The organism is Bradyrhizobium sp. USDA3010, assembly GCF_056429065.1.
Window position 1 is genome coordinate 219372 of sequence record NZ_JBWJZD010000004.1, and the last position, 25937, is coordinate 245308.

General features: G+C 64.9%; 21 protein-coding genes and 1 tRNA gene. 13 read left to right on the plus strand and 9 right to left on the minus strand.

What is annotated here, in order from left to right; all coding sequences use genetic code 11:
* Nucleotides 1-101: 101 nt before the first annotated feature.
* Nucleotides 102-578, minus strand: a complete 477-nt coding sequence (locus AC066Y_RS09085) for an Hsp20 family protein (protein ID WP_176529107.1) — start codon at nucleotides 576-578, stop codon at nucleotides 102-104.
* Nucleotides 579-799: 221 nt separating this feature from the next.
* On the opposite strand from AC066Y_RS09085, the gene AC066Y_RS09090 reads away from it, so the two are divergent.
* Entirely contained in the window at nucleotides 800-1747 is a 948-nt protein-coding gene (locus AC066Y_RS09090; RefSeq protein ID WP_478273569.1) for an alpha/beta fold hydrolase, read from the plus strand.
* Between the two features lie 63 nt (nucleotides 1748-1810).
* Here AC066Y_RS09090 and AC066Y_RS09095 read toward each other — a convergent pair whose 3' ends face one another.
* Entirely contained in the window at nucleotides 1811-2470 is a 660-nt protein-coding gene (locus tag AC066Y_RS09095) for a hypothetical protein (RefSeq protein ID WP_478273570.1), read from the minus strand.
* Nucleotides 2471-2530: 60 nt separating this feature from the next.
* Nucleotides 2531-4330: an adenylate/guanylate cyclase domain-containing protein gene (locus AC066Y_RS09100; protein ID WP_478273571.1), complete on the minus strand. Its 1800-nt coding sequence runs from the start codon at nucleotides 4328-4330 to the stop codon at nucleotides 2531-2533.
* A gap of 240 nt (nucleotides 4331-4570) precedes the next feature.
* Between AC066Y_RS09100 and AC066Y_RS09105 the strand changes: the two genes are divergently transcribed.
* Nucleotides 4571-5206, plus strand: a complete 636-nt coding sequence (locus tag AC066Y_RS09105) for a LysE family translocator (protein ID WP_097671848.1) — start codon at nucleotides 4571-4573, stop codon at nucleotides 5204-5206.
* Nucleotides 5207-5210: 4 nt separating this feature from the next.
* Here the strand turns inward: AC066Y_RS09105 and AC066Y_RS09110 are convergent, their stop codons facing one another.
* On the minus strand, nucleotides 5211-5963 hold the full coding sequence (locus AC066Y_RS09110) for a sulfite exporter TauE/SafE family protein (RefSeq protein ID WP_478273572.1): 753 nt from the start codon (nucleotides 5961-5963) through the stop codon (nucleotides 5211-5213).
* Nucleotides 5964-6054: 91 nt separating this feature from the next.
* Here AC066Y_RS09110 and AC066Y_RS09115 point away from each other — a divergent pair, with 91 nt between their 5' ends.
* Both AC066Y_RS09115 and AC066Y_RS09120 read left to right on the plus strand, forming a co-directional pair.
* Complete coding sequence (locus AC066Y_RS09115; RefSeq protein WP_176529113.1) at nucleotides 6055-6948, plus strand: LysR family transcriptional regulator; 894 nt, start codon at nucleotides 6055-6057, stop codon at nucleotides 6946-6948.
* 19 nt (nucleotides 6949-6967) lie between these two features.
* On the plus strand, nucleotides 6968-7126 hold the full coding sequence (locus AC066Y_RS09120) for a thioredoxin domain-containing protein (RefSeq protein ID WP_478273573.1): 159 nt from the start codon (nucleotides 6968-6970) through the stop codon (nucleotides 7124-7126).
* On the opposite strand, the gene AC066Y_RS09125 is transcribed toward AC066Y_RS09120, so the two are convergent.
* From AC066Y_RS09125 to AC066Y_RS09135, 3 genes are all read right to left on the minus strand, one after another.
* Complete coding sequence (locus tag AC066Y_RS09125) at nucleotides 7087-8064, minus strand: Bug family tripartite tricarboxylate transporter substrate binding protein (protein WP_478273574.1); 978 nt, start codon at nucleotides 8062-8064, stop codon at nucleotides 7087-7089. The two genes, AC066Y_RS09120 and AC066Y_RS09125, sit on opposite strands and share 40 nt — an antisense overlap.
* An 86-nt stretch (nucleotides 8065-8150) precedes the next feature.
* Nucleotides 8151-8930 carry a histidinol-phosphatase gene (gene hisN, locus AC066Y_RS09130; RefSeq protein ID WP_478273575.1) on the minus strand — a complete coding sequence of 260 codons (780 nt, stop codon included), beginning with the start codon at nucleotides 8928-8930 and terminating at the stop codon, nucleotides 8151-8153.
* A 567-nt stretch (nucleotides 8931-9497) separates the two neighbouring features.
* Nucleotides 9498-10385 (minus strand): N-formylglutamate amidohydrolase, encoded by an 888-nt coding sequence (locus AC066Y_RS09135; protein WP_478273576.1) that lies wholly within the window; start codon nucleotides 10383-10385, stop codon nucleotides 9498-9500.
* Between the two features lie 305 nt (nucleotides 10386-10690).
* On the opposite strand from AC066Y_RS09135, the gene cpdR reads away from it, so the two are divergent.
* Nucleotides 10691-11050 (plus strand): cell cycle two-component system response regulator CpdR, encoded by a 360-nt coding sequence (gene cpdR, locus AC066Y_RS09140; protein ID WP_092123795.1) that lies wholly within the window; start codon nucleotides 10691-10693, stop codon nucleotides 11048-11050.
* Nucleotides 11051-11129: 79 nt separating this feature from the next.
* Nucleotides 11130-11204: transfer RNA gene (locus AC066Y_RS09145), tRNA-Val, on the plus strand.
* A 451-nt stretch (nucleotides 11205-11655) separates the two neighbouring features.
* Here AC066Y_RS09145 and AC066Y_RS09150 read toward each other — a convergent pair.
* Together AC066Y_RS09150 and AC066Y_RS09155 are read right to left on the minus strand one after the other, a co-directional pair.
* Nucleotides 11656-12492, minus strand: a complete 837-nt coding sequence (locus tag AC066Y_RS09150) for a hypothetical protein (RefSeq protein WP_478273577.1) — start codon at nucleotides 12490-12492, stop codon at nucleotides 11656-11658.
* A complete protein-coding gene (locus tag AC066Y_RS09155) occupies nucleotides 12489-14063 on the minus strand; it encodes a putative bifunctional diguanylate cyclase/phosphodiesterase (protein WP_478273578.1) in 1575 nt (524 codons plus the stop codon). Before AC066Y_RS09155 ends, AC066Y_RS09150 begins: the two co-directional genes overlap by 4 nt.
* A gap of 429 nt (nucleotides 14064-14492) precedes the next feature.
* On the opposite strand from AC066Y_RS09155, the gene AC066Y_RS09160 reads away from it, so the two are divergent.
* From AC066Y_RS09160 to AC066Y_RS09190, 7 genes are all read left to right on the plus strand, one after another.
* Nucleotides 14493-14927, plus strand: coding sequence for a hypothetical protein (locus AC066Y_RS09160; RefSeq protein WP_478273579.1), 435 nt, complete (start codon nucleotides 14493-14495; stop codon nucleotides 14925-14927).
* A 1174-nt stretch (nucleotides 14928-16101) separates the two neighbouring features.
* The gene (locus tag AC066Y_RS09165) at nucleotides 16102-16740 is read left to right on the plus strand and encodes a helix-turn-helix transcriptional regulator (protein WP_478273580.1); all 639 of its coding nucleotides are present in this window, start codon (nucleotides 16102-16104) and stop codon (nucleotides 16738-16740) included.
* Between the two features lie 333 nt (nucleotides 16741-17073).
* Nucleotides 17074-22083, plus strand: coding sequence for a beta strand repeat-containing protein (locus AC066Y_RS09170; RefSeq protein ID WP_478273581.1), 5010 nt, complete (start codon nucleotides 17074-17076; stop codon nucleotides 22081-22083).
* Nucleotides 22080-22658 carry an invasion associated locus B family protein gene (locus tag AC066Y_RS09175; protein ID WP_176529124.1) on the plus strand — a complete coding sequence of 193 codons (579 nt, stop codon included), beginning with the start codon at nucleotides 22080-22082 and terminating at the stop codon, nucleotides 22656-22658. Before AC066Y_RS09170 ends, AC066Y_RS09175 begins: the two co-directional genes overlap by 4 nt.
* A 79-nt stretch (nucleotides 22659-22737) precedes the next feature.
* Nucleotides 22738-23415: a hypothetical protein gene (locus AC066Y_RS09180; RefSeq protein WP_478273582.1), complete on the plus strand. Its 678-nt coding sequence runs from the start codon at nucleotides 22738-22740 to the stop codon at nucleotides 23413-23415.
* 277 nt (nucleotides 23416-23692) lie between these two features.
* Nucleotides 23693-24565 carry a helix-turn-helix domain-containing protein gene (locus AC066Y_RS09185; protein ID WP_478273583.1) on the plus strand — a complete coding sequence of 291 codons (873 nt, stop codon included), beginning with the start codon at nucleotides 23693-23695 and terminating at the stop codon, nucleotides 24563-24565.
* Nucleotides 24566-24685: 120 nt separating this feature from the next.
* Complete coding sequence (locus tag AC066Y_RS09190) at nucleotides 24686-25882, plus strand: CaiB/BaiF CoA transferase family protein (RefSeq protein ID WP_478273584.1); 1197 nt, start codon at nucleotides 24686-24688, stop codon at nucleotides 25880-25882.
* Nucleotides 25883-25937 lie beyond the last annotated feature (55 nt).

Here is a 25937-nt window from a genome sequence, read left to right on the forward strand (position 1 = left end):
CGCTCCATCCGGGCTACGGCACCGACAGAAAAAACGCCCCGGTTTCCCGGGGCGTTTTCGCGTTCAGCCAATATCTGCTGACGCGGGGGGGGGGGCATTGCTTAGGCCGCGACCTTGCTGGCCGAGCCGTCAACCACCTGCGGGGCCTTCTCGCCGCCGCCGATCGGAATGCTGCGGGGCTTCTTGGCCTCGGGAATCTCGCGGACGAGATCGACATGGAGCAGGCCGTTCTCGAGCGAAGCGTTCTTCACCTGCACGAAGTCGGCAAGCTGGAAGACGCGCTCGAAGGCGCGTGAGGCGATGCCGCGATAGAGCACTTCGGCGCTGTTGCCGGAGTTCTCGTTGGCGGTTTTCTCGCCCTTGATCGTCAGCGTGTTCTCTTTCGCGACGATCGAAAGCTCGGCCTGTGAGAAGCCGGAGACCGCAACGCTGATCCGGTAAGCATTCTCGCCGGTGCGCTCGATGTTGTAGGGGGGATAGCCGGGGCTGCCGTCCGAGGTCACCTGATCGAGCAGGCTGAAGAGGCGGTCGAAGCCGACGGTGGAACGATAGAACGGAGTGAGGTCGTAGGTACGCATAGGGGTAGTCCTCCAATGAGCGACTGTTTCAGTTACCCGCCCGCCATCGGGCCGGGCTTAGATGTGTGCAGCCTGATGTTCCGGTTCCGAAACACTGGTAGCGGCCTGCACTGAGGTGATATGGGAGGGGTCACGTCGCGTTCAAGAGGCGGAAACCGCGTCGCTTTTTTCGGCGCCGGCGTCCTTGATCTGCACCCTGTCCCTCCACGCCGGTCTTCTGCATGACGCTCGTCTCGATCCCCGCCAACCCGGTTCCGGACGACGTTGTCAGTGGCAGCATCAAGACTCCCGACGGGGCCGAGCTGCGCTTCGCGCGCTGGGCACCGCCGCCCGGCCGCAAGGGCACGGTCTGCGTATTCGGCGGGCGCGGTGAGATGATCGAAAAATATTTCGAGACCGTGCGCGACCTGCGCGACCGCGGCTTTGCGGTGGCGATGATCGACTGGCGCGGGCAGGGCCATTCGTCGCGGCGGCTGCGCGATCCACGCAAGGGCTACGTCCGCGACTTCGCCGACTACGAGGTCGACGTCGAGACCTTCGTGCAGCAGGTGGTGCTGCCGGATTGCCCGCCGCCCTATTTCGCGCTGGCGCATTCGATGGGCGGCGCGGTGATGCTGCGGATCGCGCATGCCGGCAAGCGCTGGTTCGACCGCATGGTGCTGTCGGCGCCGATGATCGACCTGCCGCGCCGGCGCGTGTCGTTCTTTCCAAGCGCGCTGCTCCGGATCATGCGACTGGCCGGGCAGGGCGGCCGTTACGTTCCGGGCAGCAGCGACGAACTGGTCGGCCTCGCGCCCTTCATTGGTAATCCCGTGACCAGCGACCCGGTGCGCCATGCCCGCAATGCGGCGATCCTGGAAGAAGACCCGACGCTCGGCATCGCGGCGCCGACGATTGCCTGGGCCGACACTGCGTTCACTGCGATGCGCACCTTCCGCGGCATGTCGTATCCGACCGAAATCCGCCAGCCGATCCTGATGCTGGCGGCGAGCAATGACGAGGTGGTGTCGACGGCGGCGATCGAGGAGTTCGCCTACCATTTGCGCGCCGGCTCGCATCTCGTGATCGCCGGCTCCAAGCACGAGATCCTGCAGGAGCAGGATCGCTATCGCGCGCAGTTCTGGGCGGCGTTCGACGCCTTCGTGCCCGGCACGCCGCTGTTCAAGTGAACGATAGCGTTTTCGAGCGAAGTGGATACCGTTTCGCGTGAAGAAAACGTGTCAAAAAGAAATCTAGCCCTGTAGCAGCGCGACGATCCGGTCGGGAAAGCGCTTTTCGACGAACAAGGTCCTGACCTCGGCGACGCTGAGATAGCGGTCCTTGCCTTCGCCCTTGCCCATGATGTCGAGCAGCACCGGCCACTCGCCGAGCATCAGCAGCGGATAGTAGCAGTGCAGGATCGCGTAGGACGGCGGATGCTCGTCCTTGGCGCGCTGGAAGTTCGCCGCCATGAACGTCTTGATCTCGGAGGCCGACAGCCCGCGTTCGACGCTGCCGTCGGGGGCCTTGTAGTCTGTGCCGAAGGTGGCGAGCCGCGCGATCTCGTCCTCATGCACGACGGCATGCTGGTCGAGGATGCGCGAGCCGGCGCCGTGCTTGTCGAGCGGGCCGTTGCGCAACTCGTCGAGGATCGCGCCCTGCAACAGGCTGCGAATCTGGCTGAACGGACCGATGCCGTTGGCCATCTGCGCGACCATGAAGATCTTGGCGCTGGCGCTGAGTGCGGGGAGGCCGGTCTTGCCGGTGGCGCGGTCGATGGTTTCGGTCAGTGTCGGCAGCGGCACGATATGGCCGCCGACATAGGCGCCGGCGACCAGCGCACGCAGGAACGGGCAGGGATTGTCAGGGGAAACCTGCGGGGCGGGTGCCGCGTTTGCAGCCGTATCGGACATCGATCCACATCCTGAAAAGCTTCAGCTTAAAAAGCATCCATTACCGGTGGATGAATTCGCTCAGGAATCAGTGGCGAATTTCGAGTTGGATGCAACCAGAGCGAGTTTGCCGAACGGGAGGCCGGCTTTCAAGAGGCCTTCGCGATAGAGCGCGATGTCGGCCGGGTTCTTCCAGTGGAAATTGCGCAAATGACGTTCGACCGTGAGGTCGGGATGATTGGCGAGCAGCGCCCCGGCGGCCTGCGCGGCTTCGTCGGCGCGGCCGAGCTGGGCGAGCGCCGCGGCGCGCACCGCAAGACCCTGCAGGTGGTTCGGGTTGAGATAGAGCGTTTCGCGCGACCATGACAGCGATGCGTCGTATTGTCCGAGCAGGTAATGGCTGAACGCGTTCAAAGCTCCCCATTGGTAGCGCGGGTCGCTGTTGCCGCGCTGGACCGCCGTCGAGAACAGATCGACCGCCTTGCGATGATCGCCGATCACCATGTGGCAGATTCCAAGCACGCCGCGGGCGCCCATATCGTAGGGGTTGAGCTCGATCGCCCGCTTGATGGCGTCCATCGCGGCTTCGTAGTGGCCCTGCATCGCATGCAGATAGGCCAGCAGCGAAAATGCGAACGAGGAGCGCGGGTCGAGCCGGACGCTGCTCTCGGCCAGGCTGACCGACGAGGCCCACAATTCGCGCGTACTCGGAATCCAGCCGAACTGGATACTCTGGATCTGGATCAGCGCGAGATAGGCGCGCGCGATCGACAACGCGGGGTCGAGCTCGATCGCCTCCTTGAACAGCGCGATCGCGGTTTCGCAATCGTCCTTGGTCTGGTGATAGTAGTGCGAAAGACCTTTCAGGAAGCGATCCCACGCGGTCAGTTCGGCGTTCGGCGAGCGCGCAGGTGCCGAGGCTTCGGCACGGTAGATCTCCTGGGCCACCGCGGCGGAGAGGTTGGCGGTGATCTCGTCCTGCATCGCGAACAGGTCGCCCATGTCGCGGTCGTAGCGGCCGGTCCACAGCTGCTCGCCCTTCTCGGGCGCGATCAGCTCGGCGGAGACGCGGATCTTGTTGCCGGCGCGGCGCACCGAGCCCTGGATCAGATAGGTCGCGTCGATTTCGCGCGCGATCAGGCGGGTCGAGACGTTCTTGCCCTTGTAGGCGAAGGTCGAGTTGCGGCTCAGCACGCGGTAGAAGGATTGCAGCGACAGCGCGTGGATCAGATCCTCGGTCAGGCCGTCGGAGAAATATTCGTCGGCGCCGCCGCTCAGATTATCGAACGGCAGCACGCCGACGATCGCGGTCCGGTATTGCCCCGGCAGATGCGGGCCGTCATCCGGCGTCTTCTCCTGGAGATCGGATCCGGCCGGCGCCCAGGTCCAGACATGGACCGGTTCGGCGATGTTCTTGAAGCGGTGCGGGCCGGCATCGACCAGGGTGACGGCAAGCCGCCGCCCTGACTCGGTGCGGGCCTTGTCCGACACCGCGATGCCGCCCGGCACGGCGACGGTCTCGAGGCGGACCGCGATGTTGACGTCGTCCCCGAACACCTCGTCCTCGTCGGCCATGACGTCGCCCATGTGGACGCCCATCCGGAAGTGCATGGCGCGGTCGGCCGGCAGATGTTCGTTGCGCTCGGCCATCAGGGTCTGCATCGCGACGGCAGCCTCGATCGCGCCGATGATGCTCGGAAATTCCAGCAGGAAGCCGTCGCCGGTGTTTTTGACGATTCGGCCGCCATGGTTGAGGATGATCGGGTAGATCGCGCTGCGATGCGCCTTGAACGAGGCATGCGTCCCCGCCTCGTCGACACCCATCATGCGGGAATAACCGGCGATATCAGCGCAAAGAATGGCAGCGAGCCGTCTTTCCATGTCTCCTGTGCCCTGGAATTGGCCACTTAGCCGAGGTGACCGAATCCGATACTTACAAGACAGGCCGGGTCCGGCGGAAGCTCGGTTTAAGGGCACCTATAATGCATAGTAGCAGGAATTGGCATGCGACCAACGGATCGTACAGTCCGTTTCTCTACTGAATTCGTGTGTCGCTGGGATGGCGCAGGTTGGCTGACCGTCCTTTCGGGTTCGTTACTTACATAGGTTAATGTGATCGAGATGCTGGGAATTCACGAGCTTTGGCTGTTTGTCCTGTCCGGGCTGCTGCTCAACGTCACGCCCGGGCCGGATACCGCTTATATCATAGGGCGCACGATTCAGCACGGATGGCGCGGCGGAGCCGCTGCGGCGATCGGTATCAGCTGCGGCTGCCTGGTTCACGTGCTGGGCGCGGCGATCGGGCTGTCGGCGCTGCTGATGGCGTCCTCGACCGCGTTCCTGGCCGTCAAGTTGATCGGCGCAGCCTATCTGGTGCTGACCGGGCTGCAGATGCTGCTCTCGCGCGCCAAGCCGATCGCTGACATCGCCGGGCAGGGCGGCGAGACCTCGATCTCGCGTGTGTTCTGGCAGGGGGCGCTGACCAACATCCTCAACCCCAAGGTGGCGCTGTTCTTCCTGGCATTCCTGCCCCAATTCGTGGCGGCGGACTCGGCCCACAAGACGCTCGCCTTCCTGGTGCTCGGGCTGATCTTCATCACCGGCGGCACGCTGTGGTGCCTCGGCCTCGCGGCCTTTGCGGCGCGGGCTGCCGGCCGCATCCGGCAATCGACCGGCGTGATCGCCTGGATCAACCGTTCGCTCGGCGCGCTCTTCATCTATCTCGGCGTCCGCGTCGCCATGCTGGAGGCGCGCTAGGTTCTCAGCCGTGGATCTTGAGCAGCGCGCTGCCGGCCAGATAGATGCCGAGCAGGATCATCGAGATCAGGAACCAGCGGCGGAAGACGTCCGGCTGCATCCGTGTGCGGACCGCCTGGCCGATGAGCATGCCGATGAACGATGCGACCATCGCCACCGCGCCGGGCAGCGCGGTGGCCGCGGTCAGCAGGCCCGAGGCCGTGAGATTGAAGGCGAGTGCGATGGTCGCGGTGGTGAAGAAGACGCCGAGCGCCTGCACCAGTTCGTCCTTGTCCATGCCGATCGCCTGCATGAACGGCATCGAGGGAATGACCTGGACGCCGGTTGCCGCCGAGATCAGCCCGGTGATGACGCCGACGATGCCGCCGATCCATTTCTCGTGGCGCCGCGCGACCTTGAAGTTGAATCTGCTCAGGCCGACGATCGCGTAGATCACCAGCAGCGCGCCGAGCACGACGGTGCCGTAGGCTGCGTACGGCCCGGTCAATAGCCCGGCATTGATCCAGATTCCGACCACGGTGCCGAGCATCAGCGGCCACAGCCGCTTGAGGATGTCGCGCAGATAGGGGCCGACGAAGGTCTGCCAGATATTGGTGACGATCGCCGGCACGATCACGATCGCGATCGCCTGGCCCGGCGCCATCGTGGTTGCCAGCAGTCCCGTCGCGACCGTCGGCAGACCGAGGCCGAGTGTCCCCTTGACGAAGCCGGCGAGCAGGAAGGCGAAGGCGATGAAGATCAGGAGATGGTCGACCATCGCTGCACATTGACCGATCGAGCCGATCGGCACAATCTGGAGGTTACGGAGTTAGCCTTCGGATCACCCGAAGGGCGGGGCGGGAAACGTCATGCGGTTCGACCTGATCGACTTGCAATTGTTCATCGCGGTTTCGGATGCACGCAGTATCACCCAAGGCGCCGCGCGCGCAAACCTTGCCCTAGCCTCGGCAAGCGAGCGGATCAAGGGCCTCGAGGAGGCGCTCGGCGTCGCGCTGCTCAAGCGCGGCCGCCGCGGCGTCGAACTGACGGCGGCGGGCGAGAGCCTGCTCGGTCACGCGCGGATCGTGATGCATAATGTCGAGGCCCTGCAGAGCGATCTCGCCGCCTATGCCAGCGGCGTCCGCGCCAACGTGCTGTTGCTCGCCAACACCTCGGGTCTGTCCGAGCATCTGCCGCGGGCGCTGGCGGCGTTCCTGCACGAACATCCCGATATCAGCGTCGACGTCGAGGAGCGCGAGAGCACCGATATCGCGACCGCGATCGCGAGCGGCGCCGCCGATCTCGGCTTCGCCGCCGAACATGCGCTGCCCGACAGCGTCGAGCGCTTCCTGTTCAGCGAGGACCGCCTGATGCTGGTGGCGTCGCGCCGCAGTGATCTCGGCGGCCGCCGCCAGATCGACTTCCAGGAGGTGGTCGGCCGCGATTTCGTCGGCCTCACGGCAACGTCGGCGCTGCAGGTCCATATTTCGCGGCACGCGGCAAAACTTGGTGCGCGGTTGCGCTTCCGCGCCCGCCTGCGCGGCTTCGATGCCATCTGCCAGATGGTCGCCGCCGATGTCGGCATCGCGGTGATCCCGGAAACCGCGGCGCGACGCTGCGCGGCCGCGATGCCGATCACGACGATCCGGATCCGTGACGCCTGGGCCAACCGCCGGCTGACGATCTGCGCGCGCAGCTTCAAGGCATTGCCGCGCGCAGCCAAGCAGCTGGTGGAGTATCTGCGGGCCGAAGCGCAACGCTGACCAAGGCTGGGAGGGCGCAATGCTCAGGGTCTGGGGACGGCGCAGTTCGTTCAACGTGCAGAAGGTGATGTGGCTGATCGGCGAACTCGATCTGGCGCACGAGCACGTCGATGCCGGCGGCGCATTCGGCTGGCTCGACTATTGGTCTTGCTTCGCCGTCACCACGCCGGCGTCCTGAATCACCTTTGCCCATTTCTTGATGTCGGCGGCGATGAAGCCGCGAAAGTGCTCCGGCGTGTCGCCGACCAGCGTCAGGCCCTGCTCGGCGAGTTTCGCTTTGACCGTCGGATCAGCCATCGCTTCGGTGGCGATCTGGTTCAGCCTGGTGACGATCGCCAGCGGTGTTCCGGCGGGCGCGACCATGCCGTACCAGTTCTCGATGATCAGGTCGGGCATGCCGGCCTCTGTTGTGGTCGGCACGTCGGGCGCGGTCGGGGCGCGCTCGCGGCCGCCGAGTGCGATTGGCCGCAGTGAGCCCGCCTTGATCTGCGGCAGGATCACCGGCAGGTCGAGGAAGGTCATCTGCACCTGCTGACCCAACAGATCGTTCACCGCCGGCGCCGCGCCGCGATAGGGCACGTGGACGATGTCGATCTTTGCCGTCAGCTTGAACAATTCGCAGGCCAGGTGCGGCAGGCTGCCGGGGCCGGAGGAGGCGAAGTTGAGCTTGCCCGGCTGCGCCTTGGCGAGCGCGACCAGCTCGCTCATGTTCCTTGCCGGTACGTCGGTCGCGACAACCAGCATCTCCGGCACGGTCGCGACCAGTGTCACCGGCGCGAGATCCTTCGGCGTGTCGTAGGCGACCTCTTCCATGCTCGGGCTGATCGCCAGCGCGCCGGCGCTCGCGATCGCAACCGTGTAGCCGTCGGGTGCGGCCTTCGCGACCGCATCGGTGCCGAGCACGCCGCCCTGGCCGGCGCGGTTGTCGACGATGATCGGCTGCTTCACCAGTTCCGACATCTTTTGCCCGATCACCCGTGCGATGATGTCGTTCGGCCCGCCGGGCGGGAACGGCACGATCAGCCGGATCGGCTTGGCAGGGAACTGTTGGGCGCTGGCGGTGACGGGCGCGAGAAGCAGGAGAATGGCTGCCAGCAGCCTGCCGCACATCGTCATGTCGCCCGTCCGTGACTTTTCTCGTTGCCGTCAGGATGGGCGCAGATCAATCGTCGGGCAATTCAAGAAATCAGGCGGAGCAAGGATCAGGCGTTGAGCAGCTTCATCGCGGCTTCGTGCACGCGCGGGTCACCGGCTGCGATGATGCGGCCGCCGCCTTGCGCCGGCTTGCCGTCCCAGGTGGTGACGACGCCGCCGGCGCCGGTCACGATCGGGATCAGGCCGGCAATGTCGTAGGGTTTCAGCTCGGTTTCGATCACGAGGTCGAGATGGCCGGCCGCGAGCATGCAATATGAGTAGCAGTCGCCGCCATAGCGCGACAGGCGCGCCGCTTGCTCGACGCGGCCGAAGCGGGCGCGGTCATCCGGATTCATCAGCAGCGGGCTGGTGGTGAAGACGGTCGCTTCCTTCAGCGACGCGCAGCGCCGCACCGAGAGCCGCCGCGCGCCCGACGGCCCGGAGTAATTCGCCGAGCCGTTGTCGCCGGAGAAGCGCTCGCCGATATAGGGCTGGTGCATCATGCCGAATACCGGCGTACCTTTGTGCAGCAGCGCGATCAGCGTGCCCCAGATCGGAAAGCCGGCGATGAACGACTTCGTGCCGTCGATCGGGTCGAGCACCCAGACATAGTCGGCGTCCTGGCGTTCATTGCCGAACTCCTCGCCGACGATGCCGTGCTGGGGGAAGTTCGCCTTGATCAGCCGCCGCATCACGGCTTCGGCGGCCCGGTCCGCCTCGGTCACCGGATCGAAATCGCTCGAGCTCTTGTTGTCGACCGAGAGCGAGGTGCGGAAGAACGGCAGGATGGTTTCGCCGGATGCGGTCGCGAGGCGGCCGATGAAGGCGGTAAAGTCGATGACCGTCACGGCATGTCCCTGAAATGCGCAAACGACGCGATAGATACCGGATGTGCTCTTGCCTAGCTCAATCCACCGTGGCGCGCACGATTAACGGAGTGTTATCCCAGCCTGATGACCCGATTCCGGACTTTCGATTTGGCTTCGATTCGAAAGTCTCCCTGGCTTCGGGGCGGATCACGAAGTTGCGAGTTCTGGTATACAAGCTATGCGCTGAACGCTTCCCGATCGCGATTTTATGTGTAAGATATTGATATTAAACATCTTAATTCGGACCGCTGGTCGTGTTGCAGTTTCGCCAGACTTACCAACATTACAGAAGAAATGTTTCGAAAGTTCTTGCGTTTTGTGCAGCGCGGTCGCATATTGTTGCGGTGCGGTAGCGCCTCGCGCTATCGCTGCCCTCCTTGGGCGTTTCCTCCCTAGACTTGGGCCGCTTGTTCATTCAAGCGGCCCTTTTTTCTTTGGGCCGTCATTTCCGCGAGTGAACTGAGAATCCAATTCGGCGCATGGCGTGTCGCCAACTTGAATTCTGGGTTCATGACTTCATCGGCACACGGGTGGCCGACGAACGATTTACTCCGCGGCCGCCTGGAACGGGCCGAGATCCCCAAACGGAATTTTCGCGAGCGCATCCGCAAGCGACGCAAGGTCGGCCGCCACCTGGGCGAAGCGCGGTCCGCGCTCGCGTTGGCGCTCATCCATGTAGACCGCGCGGTTGAGCTCGATCTGCACGGTGTGCAGGCCGCTCGCCGGGTTGCCATAATGCTCGGTGATGAAGCCGCCGGCATAGGGCTTGTTGCGGCCGACCGAATAGCCGAGCGAGCTCATCATCTCCTCGACCAGGTCGGGCAGCAGCGGCGCGCAGCTCGTGCCGTAGCGGTCGCCGATCACGACGTCTGGCCGGCGCGGCTCGTCGCGCGATACCCCGACCGACGGCATCGAATGGCAATCGACCAAGATCACGGCACCGAACGCCTGGTGCGCCTTGTTGATCAGCCGGCGCAGTGCGCGGTGATAGGGCTTGTAGAGCACCTCGATCCGCCGCAGCGCCTCGTCGACATCGAGCCGCTCGCGGTAGATCTCCTGCCCGTCGCCGACCACGCGCGGGATGGTGCCGAGGCCGCCGGCCACCCGCATCGAGCGCGTGTTGGCAAAGCTCGGCAGCCGCCCGGTGAACATGCGCGGGTCGAGCTCATAGGGCTCGCGGTTCACGTCGACATAGGAACGCGGGAAGTTGACCCGGATGATCGGAAAGCCGCGATCGCTCAATCCGGCGATCAATTCGTCCATGAAGGAGTCTTCGGAGCGGCGCAGCGACGCCACGTCGATTCGCGACGCCTCGAGGAACTCGGCCGGGTAGACCGAGCCCGAATGCGGGGAATTGAAGATGATCGGCGCACGCCAGGCCTGCGGCTCAACGATCTCGAACGGGGGCGACAACTCGCCAGCAAATTCGGTCATTCCCTTGGCGCCGTCCCTTGCGTCCGCCTCGCCCCGCAAGAACTGATTCTGCCGGAAAAGCGGAGATTTATGGGCGGGCATTGTCGGTAATCGCGATCATTCTGCCAAGTGAAAAGAGTGTGGCGCGGGCTGGAACGCGTCTTAAAGGCGGGAAATGCCGCACAAGGTTGATTCGATGCGTGGTTCGGTCCACAAATGGCTGGCGCGCATTTGCCGCTGGCTTGACACAAATTTCACCCGAAATTTACCGTCTGTCGGGCTTACTGTTCGGACTGCTCCTCAAGCCGGATTCGACGATCCCTGCCATGCCGAAAATTCTTCTCGCCGAAGACGACACCGATATGCGCCGCTTTCTGGTCAAGGCACTGGAAAATGCGGGTTTCAAGGTCTCGCCGCACGACAACGGCATGTCGGCCTATCAGCGGCTGCGTGAGGAGCCGTTCGAAATGCTGCTCACCGACATCGTGATGCCCGAGATGGACGGCATCGAGCTGGCGCGCCGCGCCTCGGAACTCGATCCCGATATCAAGATCATGTTCATCACCGGCTTTGCCGCGGTGGCCCTCAATTCCGATTCGGAGGCGCCGAAAAACGCCAAGGTGCTGTCCAAGCCCGTGCACCTCCGGGAATTGGTTAGCGAAGTGAATAAGTTGCTGGCGGCCTGATTCGCCAAAAAACCTTCACTTTGTATCCTTGCCTGCCCCGCCGCCGTCCGTTATAGGGACCCGATCCAAACACGGCTTTGGGTGCGTAGCTCAGCGGGAGAGCACTACCTTGACATGGTAGGGGTCACAGGTTCGATCCCTGTCGCACCCACCACGCTTCGCCCTGACGGGCTTCGCGTGGCGCAGCCACGCGGAGACCATCAGGTCGAAGCGTGTCCGGCGTAGCTTGAGCTTGCGAAAGCGAAGACGGACTGTCGCCGCGAGCTACGGCTCGGCAAGCCACGCTTCGCCATGACGGCGGGCTTCTGATTCAGCTTGTTCGACGCCACGCGGGCCCCCACGTCGTCGTCCTGGCGAAAGCCAGGACCCATAAACCACCGCATTCAGTGATGAACCGGATCGTGGCCCCGGCGTCGCGCAACAATTGACATTTGGGGTAATGGGTCCTGGCTTTCGCCAGGACGACACCGAGTGTGTTGCGCGATCTGTGAGTCATACATCCACGTTCTCGCGACACTCCTTGTCCGAGCTTTGCATCCCGTCTCGCCCTTTCTCTTGAAGAGGGCGCAGGGAAAGCCGGCTGCCGATCGCACCCACAAGGCCGGTCAGTGCTGCAGGTTCCTGCCGCTCCAGGGTGAGGGCCGCGCCGGCGCGGCCGCGGCGCCGACCAGCGGACGCCGATTCCAGTCCAGCACGGAGTCGCTGTGCAGCTGCTCGACGACCCAGAGGAAATAAACCGAGGCGGGAATGCCGATCAGGTCGAACACGAGCATCGATCCGCTGCCGTGAGTCGTCGCGTCAATGAGATGGATCAGCGCGCAGGAGAAGAAGACGCCCGCCAATGCCGCCCCCGACAGCGACCACACACCGGTCGCCAGATAGCGGCGCACCTGATGGTCAGCCAGATACCAGCCGACCAGGCCGTAGGCCACGGTGACGAACACATTGGCGTAGAACGTCGCGGAGGCGACGTCGATCCAGGCGCTTGAATCCGCTCCGCGCGCGGCAAGATCAGCCGACGTGCAAAGGAACGGGATGTTTGCGCCGGGCTGGGCCATCGCCCAGGCCGCCAGCCAGCCTGCCGTGATGGCGAAGCCGCCGACCAGCAACATCGCGCGATGCGGCGAGAGGGCGATCAATCGCTCGCCCTGGCCACCCAATATCGTCTCGAACCGCAGGAACACAAATGTCAAACCTGCCGGCAGCCCGAGCAGGGTCACGGCGAGCATCGACCAGGACACGCCTTCGCCCTGCAGCACCTGGAAGCCGTGCACCAGATGATGCGGGCCGCAGCTTGCCGCCATCATCGAAAATCCGATGCCGAAACGGGACCAGCCCCGGTATCGATGCAGGCTGACCGTTTCCCAGGCCGACAATACGCCGAGGCCAGCGTAAGCCAGTCCGATCGCCAGATTGCTGAGACCGATGACGAGATACATCATCGCGAGACCGTCGCCTTGGTGCCCATGGGAGCCCCGATGTGATCGAGGAATTCGTCGATGAAATAATGATGGCCGCGCCGCACCGGTCCTTCCACGGGCTGCGCGGCGTGCAGCGCGCGTCCCGAACTCGGGTGCCAGAGTGCCCTGGTCAGCATCGGCGCGATCTGTTCGGCGGCAACCGGCCGCGAAAAGAAATAGCCCTGGGCAACGTCGCAACCCATGCGGAGCAGCATTGCGGCCTGCTCACTCCGTTCGACGCCCTCGGCGATGGTGTGCTTGCCCATCGCGTAGGCCAGGCTCAGGATCGACGATACGATCGCCGTATCGCCGGGCTCGCTGCTGAGTCCGTCGATGAAGCTGCGGTCGATCTTCAGGACCTCGGCCGGCATGTCGCGCAGGCGCGACAGCGATGAGTGCTCGGTGCCGAAATCGTCGATCGCGACGAACACGCCGAGCTGCCGGATCTGATCGAGCACCTGGACGACCTCCTCAGGGGCGCTCATCATGACGCTTTCGGTGATTTCGAGACACAGGGCAGTCGGATCGACATTGGTGCTGGCGAGAGTCTGGCGGAGCTCCTGGATGAAGGTCGGCTCCGCGATCTCGCGCGGCGACACGTTCACGGTCATGGCGAGCGGGCAGCCCGGCATCAGCCTCGTCCACTCGGCGAGCTGGCGACAGGATTCCTGCAGCACCTGCCGTCCGATCTTGACGATGAGCCCGCATTCCTCGGCGACAGGGATGAAGTCGGCGGGCGAGATGATGCCACGCTCGGGATGCCGCCAGCGCACCAGCGCCTCGACGCCGACGACGCGTCCATCCTTCAGGCGGACCTGCGGCTGATACTCCACGAACAGCTCCGATTCCCGCAGCGCCGCCCGCAAATCGGATTCGATTTGAACACGCTTCTCGGCGCGGGCATGCAGCTCGTCGTTGAACTCCGCCAATCGGGCACGGCCACGGACCTTGGCCGCATAGAGGGCGGTGTCCGCCTCGCGCAGCAATTGTTCGGCGCCCTTGGCGCCGGGCTTGCAGTGCGCGAGCCCCACGCTTGCCGATACCACGACTTCCTTGCCGGAGAGCAGGATCGGCTCCGCCAGCGCTGCAAGGATCCGCCTGCCGAGTTCCGCTCCGGAGGAGTCCGAGGCGCGCGGATGAAGAACGACCATCTCGTCGCCGCCGAATCGGCTCGCCGTATCTTCCGGTCCGAGACAGCCAAGGATGCGCCGGGCCATCTCGGACAGCACCTCGTCGCCGCTGCTATGGCCGAGTGAATCGTTGACGAGCTTGAAGTTGTCGAGATCGACGAACAGAACCGCGATCCGCGCGCCGTCATCGGCCTCGCGCGCCAGTTCAAGGTCCAGCCGCTCGAGCAGCAGGCTGCGCGTCGGAAGTCCGGTCAGCTGGTCATGCGCGGCCGTGTGCATCAGGCGTGCAATGACGCCGCGCAGGCGCTCGACCTCCGAGCTTGTTCCGACCGATGGAACGGCGGAATCGCGCTCGACGCCCGAATGCTGTTCCCTGAATGCAGTCCCGAGTCGTATTGGGATATTCGGCCGCAGCCCAGCCATTCCCGTCCCCACTATCACTATAATATCCGGTGAAATATCCGGTGACGGTAGGCAGTTTGGAGTTTGCAAAAGGTTGCGTGAAGGCTGCTCGCGACTTTTGCGCGATAACGATTTGCAAGATGGTTACAAATCTACGACAGGCGCGCGGCCCATTTGTTGCGACTTTCGTCGAGGGTCAGATTGCCGTGCCGACGCATGGCTTCCGGCTCCCGAGGCGGGCGGCCTCCCAGCTCAATTCGGCGGGCTTCGTCCGATCATTGTGCGCGGCCGAGGGTCCCTGGAAGGCCGCTCGGACCAGTGGGCTTGCGCCGTCGCGCAAATCAGTGATCCGCATCTCGACGATCACGGCGCCCCGGGCAATAAAGGGCGCGGAACACAGGTTGCACAGGGCTCCTGGCGCGATCACGGAAGGTCGAAGGAGGCATCGCAGTGCTCGATCATATCCTGAAGTTCATGACGCTCGGGACCATCATCGTCGGCATCACCGCGATCTACACGGCGCTGCACACCAACAACCGGCGTCTGGGAGCCGACATCTTTCTGAGATATTCCGAGCGCATATCCGATTTGCGGCGTCGCCTGCCAACGGCGGCGTTCCATGACGAGGGCGCCGGCGGCGCCATTGAGATGACGCCGGACGAGCGCCGAATTGTGCATGAAGTCATCTTCTCGATCTTTGAGCTCTACGAGCTCAAGGTGCATGGCTTCGTTCCGCCGGGAATCTGGAAGATCAGGGAGCCCGACATCGAACGGGTGCTCTCGCTGCCGGTGTTCCAGCAGGAGTTGGCGATCGTGCAAGGTAGGTTCGCGAAGCATCCGCGCTTTGCGGCATGGCTCGATCGGATCGGGCAAGGCAAGGCATAGCATAGCCGGGCGGCGCCCGATCGAGGGCCGCATGCTCGGTCGCTGGTGTTGCAGGTGCCGGCGATCAGGTTCGCTCCGCCGGCATAGCGGGCGTGTTCACCGACGAATATGATGAGCCATTGTTACTTTCGTCATCTCGACGTTCATATGAAAATGCCGCAGCGTTGCCACAACATGTGCGCCTCGTGCGGCGCGCGTGTTCCGTTCCCATCGATCGCATTCACGTCGCAGGTGGAATGCCGCATGATTAGGCAAGCGTCTTCAGGCGCGGTCGACGCGAATCCCGTGCGCGGGATTCACGATGTGTCATGTACCGTGCTTAAGTTGCTCCGCTCTCGCGACATTCATTTCGTCTCAGCGCGAAGATCGAGAAAATTTTCCGGAGACTCGGCGATGATGCGTTGCCCGATCGCATCGCACGAACGCAATTTTCTATTTCTGCACGGCGCGCGTTGCCGCGCCTCTGGTTCTCGCACAGATTGTTCTCTAGATCAGTCAGGCCGACTCGGTGACGGAGCTTCCGGGCCGGAATCCGGCAACGACGCGACGATGATGAATGCCATGTGTGAGCACGACTGCCGCAGGACCCGTCGGCACTATCAGGAGCGGCCGGTGTAAGCGGGTGATGTCCGCATCCAAAAATGCTGCTTGCTTGTCCGCCAGAAATTCGCCTGCCCGCCAGAGGCCGGCGACGCAACCTTGAGAATGCGCCCCCGTTGAGACGACGTTCGTCGTTTGCGACAACGGGGCACGGAATCACATGCCAGAAGACGACAATGCGCCGGCGAGCGCCGCCAAGTTCCTCGAACAAGTTCCCCTGCCACGCGAGCCCCGGAACATCAGGGACATAATCCCGTCGGTACCACGGTTCTTCACGACACGGCTCTATCCGCCGTCTGAGCAGTTCGAGGTCTGGAAGACGCGCATGGCCTCGCTGGTCGATGTGGCGCCGTCGGAAGGCCATAGCCCTGCGCAGGGATTCGAGGTGGAGTATCTGACCTGCAACATGGCCGACGTCATCTTCACGTCAGGACGCGTTGCCGCTCAAACATTCGCGCGTGCCGTCGAGCCGTCACAAGGCGCGCCGGTCGATATCTGGTGGCTGTTCCGGGTGCGCTCCGGCGAGGCCCGCTTCGAAACCGCAGAGCGGCGCGTTCACGCCGGGCCAGGCGCGATGTTCCTGATCTCGCTCGACGACGATTTCCGCGGCAGCATCACCGACTATGATGGCCTGGTGCTGACTTTGCCGCGCCGGTCATTCGCGGATGTGGCCGATCAGCTTAACGACGCTTGCAACATTCTCCTCTCGGGCAATCTGATTGAACTGCTGTCCGACTATCTCGACAGACTCGAAACGCGCCTGGTCCTGATGTCGCCGGAGGAATTGCGGCAGGCAGGGCGAGCGACCGCGCAGATGATCGCCGCATGCATTCAGCTGTCTTCTGATCGGCTGGAGCAGGCGCGCGGCGCAATCGAATCGGTGCTGTTCGAGCGTGCACGTCTTTATATTGAGACACATCTCGGCGACTTCGATCTGACGCCGGACCGCATTGCGCAGCAATTGCGGATCTCGCGCTCTGCCCTCTACCGTGCATTCGAGAGCGTCGGCGGCGTCGCCGGATATATCCTGCGCAAGCGGCTGCGCGCAGCACATGCCGAACTCGTCGCGTCCACCGACAGGCAGGTGCAGGAGATCGCCTATCGTCACGGCTTCAAGCTGGCGTCGGATTTCACCCGCGCGTTCCGCCGCGAATTCGGCGTCAGTCCGCGCGAGATGCGTGAACGCGTGCGCCGCAGGTCAACTGCCGGTTGAGGATTTGCGGATTACCCCACGGTGCATCGAGCAAATCATTCAACTTGTGAGACGATCTGCGCGCTATTTGGACGGCCTGCTGAGTGACGCTGGCGAAATTGTGTCTATCATTTTTCGCATGACGACTCGGGGCAACGGTGATGGGGAAGTCGGGCGAGCGCTGGGTGGCAAGACGCGCTCGCTGAACTCGACAGATCATCAACCAAGACCGGAAGACGGGCGCGCATCGCGCGCTCTTGATTTCTCCATATGCGTGCCCGGCGGGCCCGCATTCGGTCTGCAGCGGCGCGGTGCCTCCGACGTCTGGGCAAGATGTCATAAAAGGGGCACACCATGGCCGTCGCACAGATTCCAACCGTATCGCTGAAGCGTCGGGGCCGAACCGGCTTCGTGCGGAGCTGGGTCGCATCGGGCGACGCGGAAAGCCATTCGCTGCGGCGCCGGCTGCTGGCGGTGTTGCGTCAGGCGCACCGGGCGCTCGGCATGAAGCGTGACCGGCTGGGGCTCGGGTCGCTGGACGCCGGCGGCGCGGTCGGTGCGCTGCTTGCTGTGATGGCGATCATGGACCCGCAGACGGCATTCGCGCAGGTTGCCATTGGCAATGGGGTCTTTAGCAACCCTGCCAACTGCACCAATCCCACTGCTGCAACTGCAGGCAGCACTGCGATGGGGTGCGGCGCCCACGCCGCCGGTGTCAGCGCAACCGCCATTGGTACTGGCACCAATGCGAACGGCCAGAACTCGCTGGCGATCGGCGATTCGAACAGCGCGACCGGCGATGGTTCGATCATCGTGGGCTATGCCAACTCCGTGAACGGCCTCAATGCGATCGGCATGGGTGTCTTTGCCAATGCGACCGGCACCAACGCTCTCGCCGTAGGTGGGAACGCGCACGCTACTGGCGACGGATCGAGCGCCTTCGGCGTCAACACCACGGCAAATGGTGCAGGCTCAACCGTCATCGGCAACGGCTCGACCGCCACCGGCACCGGCGTGATGGCGATGGGATTGGGCGCCACTGCGTCATCATCAAATGGTGCAGCCATGGCCTTGGGGTCTGGCGCCAAGGCAATTGCTGGGACAGGCGGTGGCTCGCCCATTGCCATCGGCGTGAATGCCAATGCCAGTGGGACCGCACCGTCCGGCTTCACGTTCGAGGCCGTTGCGCTCGGCACCACTGCAACTGCCACGGGGGCATGGTCGAGCAGCGTGGGGCCGAGTTCATCCGCTACGGGGACGGGCGCCAGTGCCTTCGGAACATCAGCTACGGCGTCGGCAAATCAGGCCACCGCCCTTGGCAATGGAGCGAAAGCTTCCGGTGTAGGCAGCGCGTCGCTGGGATACCTTGCCAATGCAAGCGGCGGCAACGCCGCAGCGATCGGCATCCAGTCGGTCGCGTCGGGTACCAGCTCTTTGGCGGCCGGCAATCTCGCCACGGCGTCGGGAAATTTCGGCGTTGCCCTGGGTAACCAAGCGCAGGCGCTGAGCTCCGGCGGCTCGGTCGCGATCGGATCGGGCGCGGTCGTCAACAATGCGGCGACAGGCGGCATCGCACTCGGTAACAATGCGGCATCCGCCGGCATCAGTTCGATTGCGACCGGCGTCGGGGCCAGTGCCGCCGGCACAAGTTCGCTGGCGATCGGCACGACCTCAAATGCGAGTGCCGCCGCCAGCACGGCGGTTGGCAACACGGCCGTTGCCAGCGGCCAAAACTCCTCATCATTCGGATCCGGAGCGAACGCGACAGGAGACAATTCTCTCGCGGCCGGCGTCAGCGCCAAGGCCAGCGGAATCGGCAGTACCGCACTCGGCATCGGCGCCAATGCGTCGGCTACGAGCGCCATCGCCGTCGGCAACAATGCCGCGGCCAGTTCCGCCAATGCCGTCGCGCTGGGCACCAACTCGGTGGCCACCGGCGGGCAGGCCGTCTCCATCGGCGCGAACAACACCGCCTTTGGCAACGGCGCGGTGGCAATCGGCGATCCCAGCTATGCCAGCGGCACCGGCGCTTTCACCGGCGGCGCGAACAACATCGCCAACAGCGACGGGACGGCCAGCGCCACCGCCGCCAACCAGGCCAACGGCGCCGTCGCGATCGGCAACAACAACAAGGCGATCGGTCAGGGCTCCGTGGCGCTCGGCAATGGCTCCACCGCTGGCGCGGCCGGTCTTGCGGGCAACGTGGCGCTGGGTGACGGCGCAACAGCGGCGGCAAAATCCGGCGACGTCGCGCTCGGCTCCGGCAGCGTCACCGCCGTGGCCGTCGGCACGCCGAACACGGTGATCAACGGCACCACCTACAGCTTCGCCGGCACGACGCCGAACTCGACCGTCAGCGTCGGTGCACCCGGTGCCGAGCGCACCATTACGAATGTCGCCGCCGGGCGGCTCAACAACGGGTCGACGGATGCGGTCAACGGGTCGCAGCTGTTTGCCACCAACCAGGCGATCAACAACATCAACACCGGCGGCGGCATCAAGTATTTCCACGCCAATTCGACGCTGGCCGATTCGTCCGCGGTGGGGACCGACTCGGTTGCGGTCGGCCCGGTGTCGACCGCGACCGGCACCAACGCGATCTCGGTTGGCAACGCCTCCGCCGCCAGCGCCGACAATACCATCGCCGCCGGCTACCAATCCACTGCATCGGCGCTCGACGCAGTGGCGTTGGGATACATATCCAAGGCGACAGGCCAATACAGCACCGCTGTCGGCCCCAACGCCCAGGCCTCGGCCACGTCCAGCACCGCGATTGGCCAGAACACGGTGGCGGCCGGCGTTCAGGCGACCGCGCTCGGCGTCAATGCGAATGCCGGCTTCTCGAATGCGCTCGCGCTTGGCGCCAATGCCAACGCGTCGAACGCAAATGCGGTCGCGCTCGGCTCCGGCAGCGTCACCGCCGCCGCCGTCAACACGCCGAACACGGTGATCAACGGCACCACCTACAGTTTCGCCGGCACGACGGCGACCTCGACCGTCAGCGTCGGTGCGCCTGGCGCCGAGCGCACGATCACCAATGTTGCCGCCGGGCGGCTCAACAACGGGTCGACGGATGCGGTCAACGGGTCGCAGCTGTTTGCCACCAACCAGGCGGTCGACGGCCTTGCCACCACCGTCAACAACATCAACACCGGCGGTGGCATCAAGTATTTCCACGCCAATTCGACGCTGGCGGATTCCTCCGCCGTCGGGACCAACTCGGTTGCGATCGGACCGGTGTCGACCGCGACCGGCAGCGGCTCGGTGTCGATCGGCAACGGCGCGACCGCTGCCAACGCCAACGACATCGCGCTCGGCTCCGGCAGCCAGACCACCACGGCGGTCGGCACGTCAGGCATCACCATCGGCACTACCAACTACGCCTTCGCCGGCACCAATCCGCTCTCGACGGTCAGCGTCGGCTCGGTCGGCAGCGAGCGCACCATCACCAATGTCGCGGCGGGCCGGATCAGCAATGGTTCGACCGATGCGATCAACGGCTCGCAGCTGTGGGCTGCCACCTCGGCGATCGACAGCCTGTCGACCGTGGTCAGCAACGGCCTGACGCACTATTATAGCGTCAACGACGGCGGCACCCAGCTGGCGAACTACACCAACAACGGTGCGACCGGTGCAAATTCGATGGCCGCCGGCATCGCCGCGTCGGCAACGGCGGCGAATTCCACGGCGCTCGGCTTCAACACCCAGGCCACGGTCGCCGATGGCGTTGCGATCGGCTCGGGATCGATCTCCAACCGGGCGATCGCGCCGGCGTCCGGCACGATCGGCGGCACCATCATCCCCTACAACACCACCGATCTCGCGCTGCTCGGCGCGGTGTCGGTCGGCAATGCGACGAGCTATCGCCAGATCACCAATGTCGCCGACGGCACCCAGTCGAGCGACGCCGTCACCGTGCGGCAGCTGACCGGCGCACTGTCGTCGTTCGCGACCACGACGACGAAATACTTCCACGCCAATTCGACGCTCGCCGACTCGCTCGCGGTCGGTAACAATTCCGTCGCGGTGGGGCCGCAGACCGTGGTCAATGGCGACAACGGCATCGGTATGGGGTTTGGCGCAACCGTGGCGCAGACCGCGCCCGGCGGCATCGCGATCGGCCAGAATTCGGTATCCAACTTCGCCGATTCGATCGCGTTCGGAACCAATGCACAGGCCAGCGGCATCCAGTCGGTGTCGATCGGCGCCGGAGCCCAGACCACCAACCCGACCAGCGTCGCGCTCGGCCCGAATGCCAAGGCGACGGCGCAGGCCGGCGACGTCGCGATCGGCGCCAATTCGACCACACAGGCGGTGGTCAAGACCACCAGCACCACGATCGGCGGCACCACCTACGCCTTCGCCGGCACCAATCCAACCTCGACCGTCAGCGTCGGCAGCGCCGGCAACGAGCGCACCATCACCAATGTCGCGGCGGGCCAAATCACCTCGACCTCGACGGACGCGATCAACGGCTCGCAGCTCTGGGCCACCAACACCTCGCTCGCCGCTCTCTATACCACCGTCAGCAACATCAGCACCGGCGGTGGCGGCGTGAAATATTTCCACGCCAATTCGACGGCGGCGGATTCCTCCGCCGTCGGTGCGGAGAGCGTCGCAATCGGACCGCAGTCGGTCGCAAGCGGGGCGAACGCGATCTCGATGGGCAACGGCTCGGCTGCGTCGGGCGATAATTCGGTCGCGATCGGCGCCGGCGCCAAGGCGACTTCGGCCAACTCGCTGGCGCTCGGTGCGAACTCGACCACCACGGCCAATCTGAGCGATGCGGCCTATACGCCTGTGGTCGGCAAGAGCGTCGCAGGGGTTGCGACCGGCGAAGTGTCGGTCGGCTCATCCGGGGCCGAACGCCGCGTCACCAATGTCGCCGCGGGGTCGGCCGCCACCGACGCGGTCAATGTGAGCCAGCTGCAGGCGGTCGCGTCGAGCTCGATCCGCTACGACACCGATGCCTCAGGGAACACCACCAACAAGGTGACGCTGAACAGTGGCAGCGGCGGGCCGGTCACCATCAGCAACGTGGCGGCGGGCGTCGCCGGCACCGATGCGGTCAACGTCAACCAGCTCAACAGCGCGTTCCGGCAGCTCAACGGCCAGATCGGCGAGGTGCGGCAGGACGCCTGGCGCGCGGCGGCGATCGGCATGGCCGCCGCATCGCTGCGCTATGACGACAGGCCGGGCAAGATCAGCGCATCGGCCGGCGGCGGCGTCTGGCGCAGCCAGGGCGCGCTCGCCTTCGGCATCGGCTACACCAGCGAGAACGGCCGGTTGCGCACCAACGCGGCGGCGACCACCGCCGGCAGCGAGTGGGGCGTCAGCGCCGGCGTGAGCCTGACGCTCAATTGACCCTGACGTCGACGAGGCGGCTGGCGTGTCTGGCTTTGGCGATCTGGCTGGCGGAGGCGGCGAGCGCTACCGCGCAGCCTGCGCCGCCACCCGCCTATGCCGTGAAGCCATCGGACGTCGTGGTGCCGGAAGGCGAGACGCTCGGCGAGTTCAGGCGGATGATCCAGCCGTTCAAGAACTGGACCTTGATCTGCGACGAGAGCCTGAAATCGAAGCGCCGCGTCTGCAACATCACGCAATCGATCGTCAACGCGCAGGGCGCGGTCGCCTTCAACTGGTCGCTGATTGCGACCGCCGACGGCAAGCCGCTGATGGCGATGCGGATTCCCGCAGCCGCCGGCGTCGGCGCGCAGATCGAGCTTGCAATGGGCGATAGTCCCGATCGGATCGTCGCGCAGACCGATCGCTGCGACGCCAGTTTCTGCTTTGCCACGATCGCGATCGGCAATGTGCTGAGGCGGCACATCCGCGCGGCGACGCCGTGCCTGGTGTCGTATCCGCTGCCGCAAGGCGGGCCGGTCGTGCTGGAGGCGCCTCTCGACGGACTGTCCGGCGTGCTGGCGAAACTGAAATAAGCCGGGGTCGGACATGCGGATGTGGCGTTCCGGTATTCGGCTCGAGACTGACACGCGAAGTGAAAAGGACGGATGGTCGATGCGGCGCACCCTGGGATTGATCTTTGTTGCGGTCGTCGTGGCCGCGCTCGGTGCCGCCGGCGTCGTGGTCTATGCGCAGCAGACCCAGCCGGTACCATTGCAGCCGGCCGCGCCCGCACCGGCCAAGAGGCCTGCTGTCGCTGCGAAGCCGCAGCCGCACAAACAGCGTCCGCAGGAGGCACAGACGCCACCGGCGGCCGCCGCATCCGTTCCGCCCCAGCAGGTGGGGCAGCAACCGACCGTGTTCGACGAGCATGCACGGCAGGGCAACGTCGTGACCTGCGCCAATCTGTTCGGAACGCTCGGCCGCGGTCTGGCGACCAACTCCAACTACACCGCGCAGTCGCAGTGGGATGCCAAGGCCGGCAATTCGCATTCGGTGCAGTCGCTGGTTGCGCTCGCGCCAAATCAGGCGCCCCAGAGCAGCGCTGCCCAGCGCGCCGCCGGCATCGTCTTCGCCGCGCCGGTCGGGTCGTCCTGCGAAGGCAATCTGGTGCGGGTGACGCCAAGCGCGGAAAGCTGCCCCACAGTTGCTGCGGAGCTCGCCAAGCTCAACGGGCAGAACGGCACGCTCGGTGATCTCGCGACGATCGCGCTGCCGAACGGCGCGCAGGTGGTGCTGATTCCGTTCGGCAATGCCTGCGTCGCGGTGACCGCGCTACGGGTCGCCGGATAACGCGGCCGCTGGCGCCAGCTGCGCCGGGCGCGTGTCTCCTCGCATCCACCTCTCCTCCGCAAGGCGCTTTTTTCCTCCGCAAGGCACTTGGCAATCGCGGCGCCGATCCCCCGCGAGCCACCGAATATCAAGGCGGCACGCGGTCTCTCGCGTGCACTGACCTCCGAACCTGCCGCTAACATCTTGGCGATCAGCCATCAAAGGGCTGGATTTCCGGCTCCGGATCATCAATTCTGATTTGGAACTTACCATCCGTGCCAAACGGAGGAGATGTCCGATGGAGGAAGCGCGTCCGCGGTTTGTCCGCGAGGTCGGCGGTGAGCTGGTGTCGTCCGTCATCGCGCGGTCAGAGCCGATCAGGGTCGAGCTGCTCAGCCGGACCTCGCGGCCCCGCATGAACTGGCACTTCCGCCAGCCCGAACTGACATTGTTCTGGTTCCGCAACGGCTGCTCGCGGTTGCAGGCCACGATCAACGGCCGTCCGGTCGAATATGAATTCTCCAGCGCGGCCAATCTCGCGCTGTTTCCCGCCGGTACCGAGATCGAGGGGGAGTGGTCGGTCGGTCCGGCGTTCGACTACGTCGTCGTCTTCCTCGACCCAAAGTTCGTGCAGAGCCGCCTCAATGGCTTGATCGAAACGCCCGCGATTGCGTTCGGCCATGACCAGCTCTGTCGTGGTCTCTCCGAACTTTGCCAGGAAGCGACCGCGCCGGACAATCTGTTCGATCTGTTCGCCGAAGGCTGGGCCAGCCAGGCGCTGGCCCATATGGCGCGGCTGTCGCGCGGCGCGGGACCGGCAAAAGCGCCGAGCCGCGGCGGTTTGCCGGCGCTCAAGCTGCGGAGGATCGAGGAATTCGTCCGGGCCAATCTTGGCGAGACGATCTCGTTGTCGGCACTGTCAGATGTTGCCGGCCTGAGCAAGCGGCATTTCCTGCGCGCGTTCCAGGAGAGCATGCGCACCAGCCCGCATCGCTATGTGCTCGGCCTGCGCATCGAGGTGGCCAAGCGCCGCCTCAGCGACACCGATGAGAGCCTGACCAGCATCGCGCTGGCGTCGGGATTCAGCCACGCCCAGCATTTCTCGTCGACGTTCAGGCAAGTCACGGGTGTCAGCCCGTCGGTGTTCCGGCAGCAGCAGGGCCGGGTGTGAGTTTCGGCGCTTTTTCGCAAGTCGAGGCGCTTTCCCGCAAGCGTCGGCGCACGGTCCATCGTATGCCGGGGTTGCGCTCAAGGTTGGGTCGCGACCGCGCATTGGAGAAGGAAGCAAAGCATGCCAGGGCCATTGGCGGGAGTTCGCGTACTTGATCTGACCGGTGTCGTTTCGGGCCCGTTCGCGACGATGTTTCTGGCCGATCAGGGCGCGGATGTCCTGAAGGTCGAACCGATCGGCGGCGACATCACCCGCCGCAGCCGGGCCAATGTCGACAAGACCGGCGAGTTCTCGGCGCTGTTCATCTCGTCGAACCGCGGCAAGCGTTCGCTCGCGATCGACATGAAGACCGATGCCGGCCGGGACGTGCTGGGCAGACTGGTCCTGCAGTCTGACGTGCTGGTGCAGAATTTCCGGCCCGGCACGATGGAGCGTCTCGGGCTCGGTCCGGACGAGGTGCGCAAGAAGAATCCACGGCTGATCTATGTCTCGATCAGCGGGGTCGGCGAAGACGGGCCTTACGCCAAGAAGCGCGTCTACGACCCCATCGTGCAGGCCCTGTCGGGCTTCTGCGACATCCAGGCGCAGCCGGTGACCAACCGTCCGCAGATGATCCGGACCATCGTGGCCGACAAGACGACGGCGGTCTATGCCGCGCAGGCGATCACGGCGGCGCTCTACGCGCGGGAAAAATCCGGCAGCGGCCAGCATATCCAGGTGGCGATGCTCGACGCGATGATCGCCTATCTCTGGCCGGAAGGCATGATGCAATACACCGTGGTCGGCCGCGAGCAGGCGACGGCGGATCCGAACGATCGTCCCGATCTGGTCTTTCAGACCTCGGACGGTTATCTCACCTGTGGCACGATCTCCGATTCCGAGTGGCTGGGCTTCTGCAAGGCGACCGGTGATCCAGAGCTGGCCAACGATGCGCGCTTCGCCACGCCGGCCTCGCGTTCGGTCAATGCAACGGCGCGCATAAACAAGATGCAGGATTATATCGGCAGGCACACCACCGCCGAATGGCTCGCCCGGCTTGATGCAGCCGACGTGCCCTGTGCGCCGATCCTCCGGCGCGGCGAGATCATCGCCAACGAGCAGGTGGTCGCCCGCGGGCTGATCGCCGAGCTCGAGCAGCCCGGGGTCGGCACGGTGCGGCAGCCGAAGCCTGCGGCGCGCTTCGACGTGGATAGCGCCGCGATCGGCGGCCCGGCGCCGCGCATCGGCCAGCACACCAGGCAGGTGCTGTCCGACCTCGGCTATGGCGATGCTGCCATCGCAGAGATGATCGAACAGAAGGCCGTGCGCGCGGTCTGAGCGGCCGCGCCGCGCAACGTCAGCATTGCTGAACTGAACAACTGCCGTCGGTGGG

Coding starts and splice junctions, on each gene's coding strand:
- AC066Y_RS09155 (WP_478273578.1), bottom strand. CDS start 14,063: ATGGCTGGGCTGCGGCCGAATATCCCAATACGACTCGGGACTGCATTC.
- AC066Y_RS09085 (WP_176529107.1), bottom strand. CDS start 578: ATGCGTACCTACGACCTCACTCCGTTCTATCGTTCCACCGTCGGCTTC.
- cpdR (WP_092123795.1), top strand. CDS start 10,691: ATGCCGAAAATTCTTCTCGCCGAAGACGACACCGATATGCGCCGCTTT.
- AC066Y_RS09110 (WP_478273572.1), bottom strand. CDS start 5,963: ATGGTCGACCATCTCCTGATCTTCATCGCCTTCGCCTTCCTGCTCGCC.
- AC066Y_RS09125 (WP_478273574.1), bottom strand. CDS start 8,064: ATGACGATGTGCGGCAGGCTGCTGGCAGCCATTCTCCTGCTTCTCGCG.
- AC066Y_RS09180 (WP_478273582.1), top strand. CDS start 22,738: ATGCGGCGCACCCTGGGATTGATCTTTGTTGCGGTCGTCGTGGCCGCG.
- AC066Y_RS09135 (WP_478273576.1), bottom strand. CDS start 10,385: ATGACCGAATTTGCTGGCGAGTTGTCGCCCCCGTTCGAGATCGTTGAG.
- AC066Y_RS09105 (WP_097671848.1), top strand. CDS start 4,571: ATGCTGGGAATTCACGAGCTTTGGCTGTTTGTCCTGTCCGGGCTGCTG.
- AC066Y_RS09165 (WP_478273580.1), top strand. CDS start 16,102: ATGTTCCTGATCTCGCTCGACGACGATTTCCGCGGCAGCATCACCGAC.
- AC066Y_RS09190 (WP_478273584.1), top strand. CDS start 24,686: ATGCCAGGGCCATTGGCGGGAGTTCGCGTACTTGATCTGACCGGTGTC.
- AC066Y_RS09170 (WP_478273581.1), top strand. CDS start 17,074: ATGGCCGTCGCACAGATTCCAACCGTATCGCTGAAGCGTCGGGGCCGA.
- AC066Y_RS09090 (WP_478273569.1), top strand. CDS start 800: ATGACGCTCGTCTCGATCCCCGCCAACCCGGTTCCGGACGACGTTGTC.
- AC066Y_RS09150 (WP_478273577.1), bottom strand. CDS start 12,492: ATGATGTATCTCGTCATCGGTCTCAGCAATCTGGCGATCGGACTGGCT.
- AC066Y_RS09100 (WP_478273571.1), bottom strand. CDS start 4,330: ATGGAAAGACGGCTCGCTGCCATTCTTTGCGCTGATATCGCCGGTTAT.
- AC066Y_RS09185 (WP_478273583.1), top strand. CDS start 23,693: ATGGAGGAAGCGCGTCCGCGGTTTGTCCGCGAGGTCGGCGGTGAGCTG.
- AC066Y_RS09115 (WP_176529113.1), top strand. CDS start 6,055: ATGCGGTTCGACCTGATCGACTTGCAATTGTTCATCGCGGTTTCGGAT.
- AC066Y_RS09095 (WP_478273570.1), bottom strand. CDS start 2,470: ATGTCCGATACGGCTGCAAACGCGGCACCCGCCCCGCAGGTTTCCCCT.
- AC066Y_RS09120 (WP_478273573.1), top strand. CDS start 6,968: ATGCTCAGGGTCTGGGGACGGCGCAGTTCGTTCAACGTGCAGAAGGTG.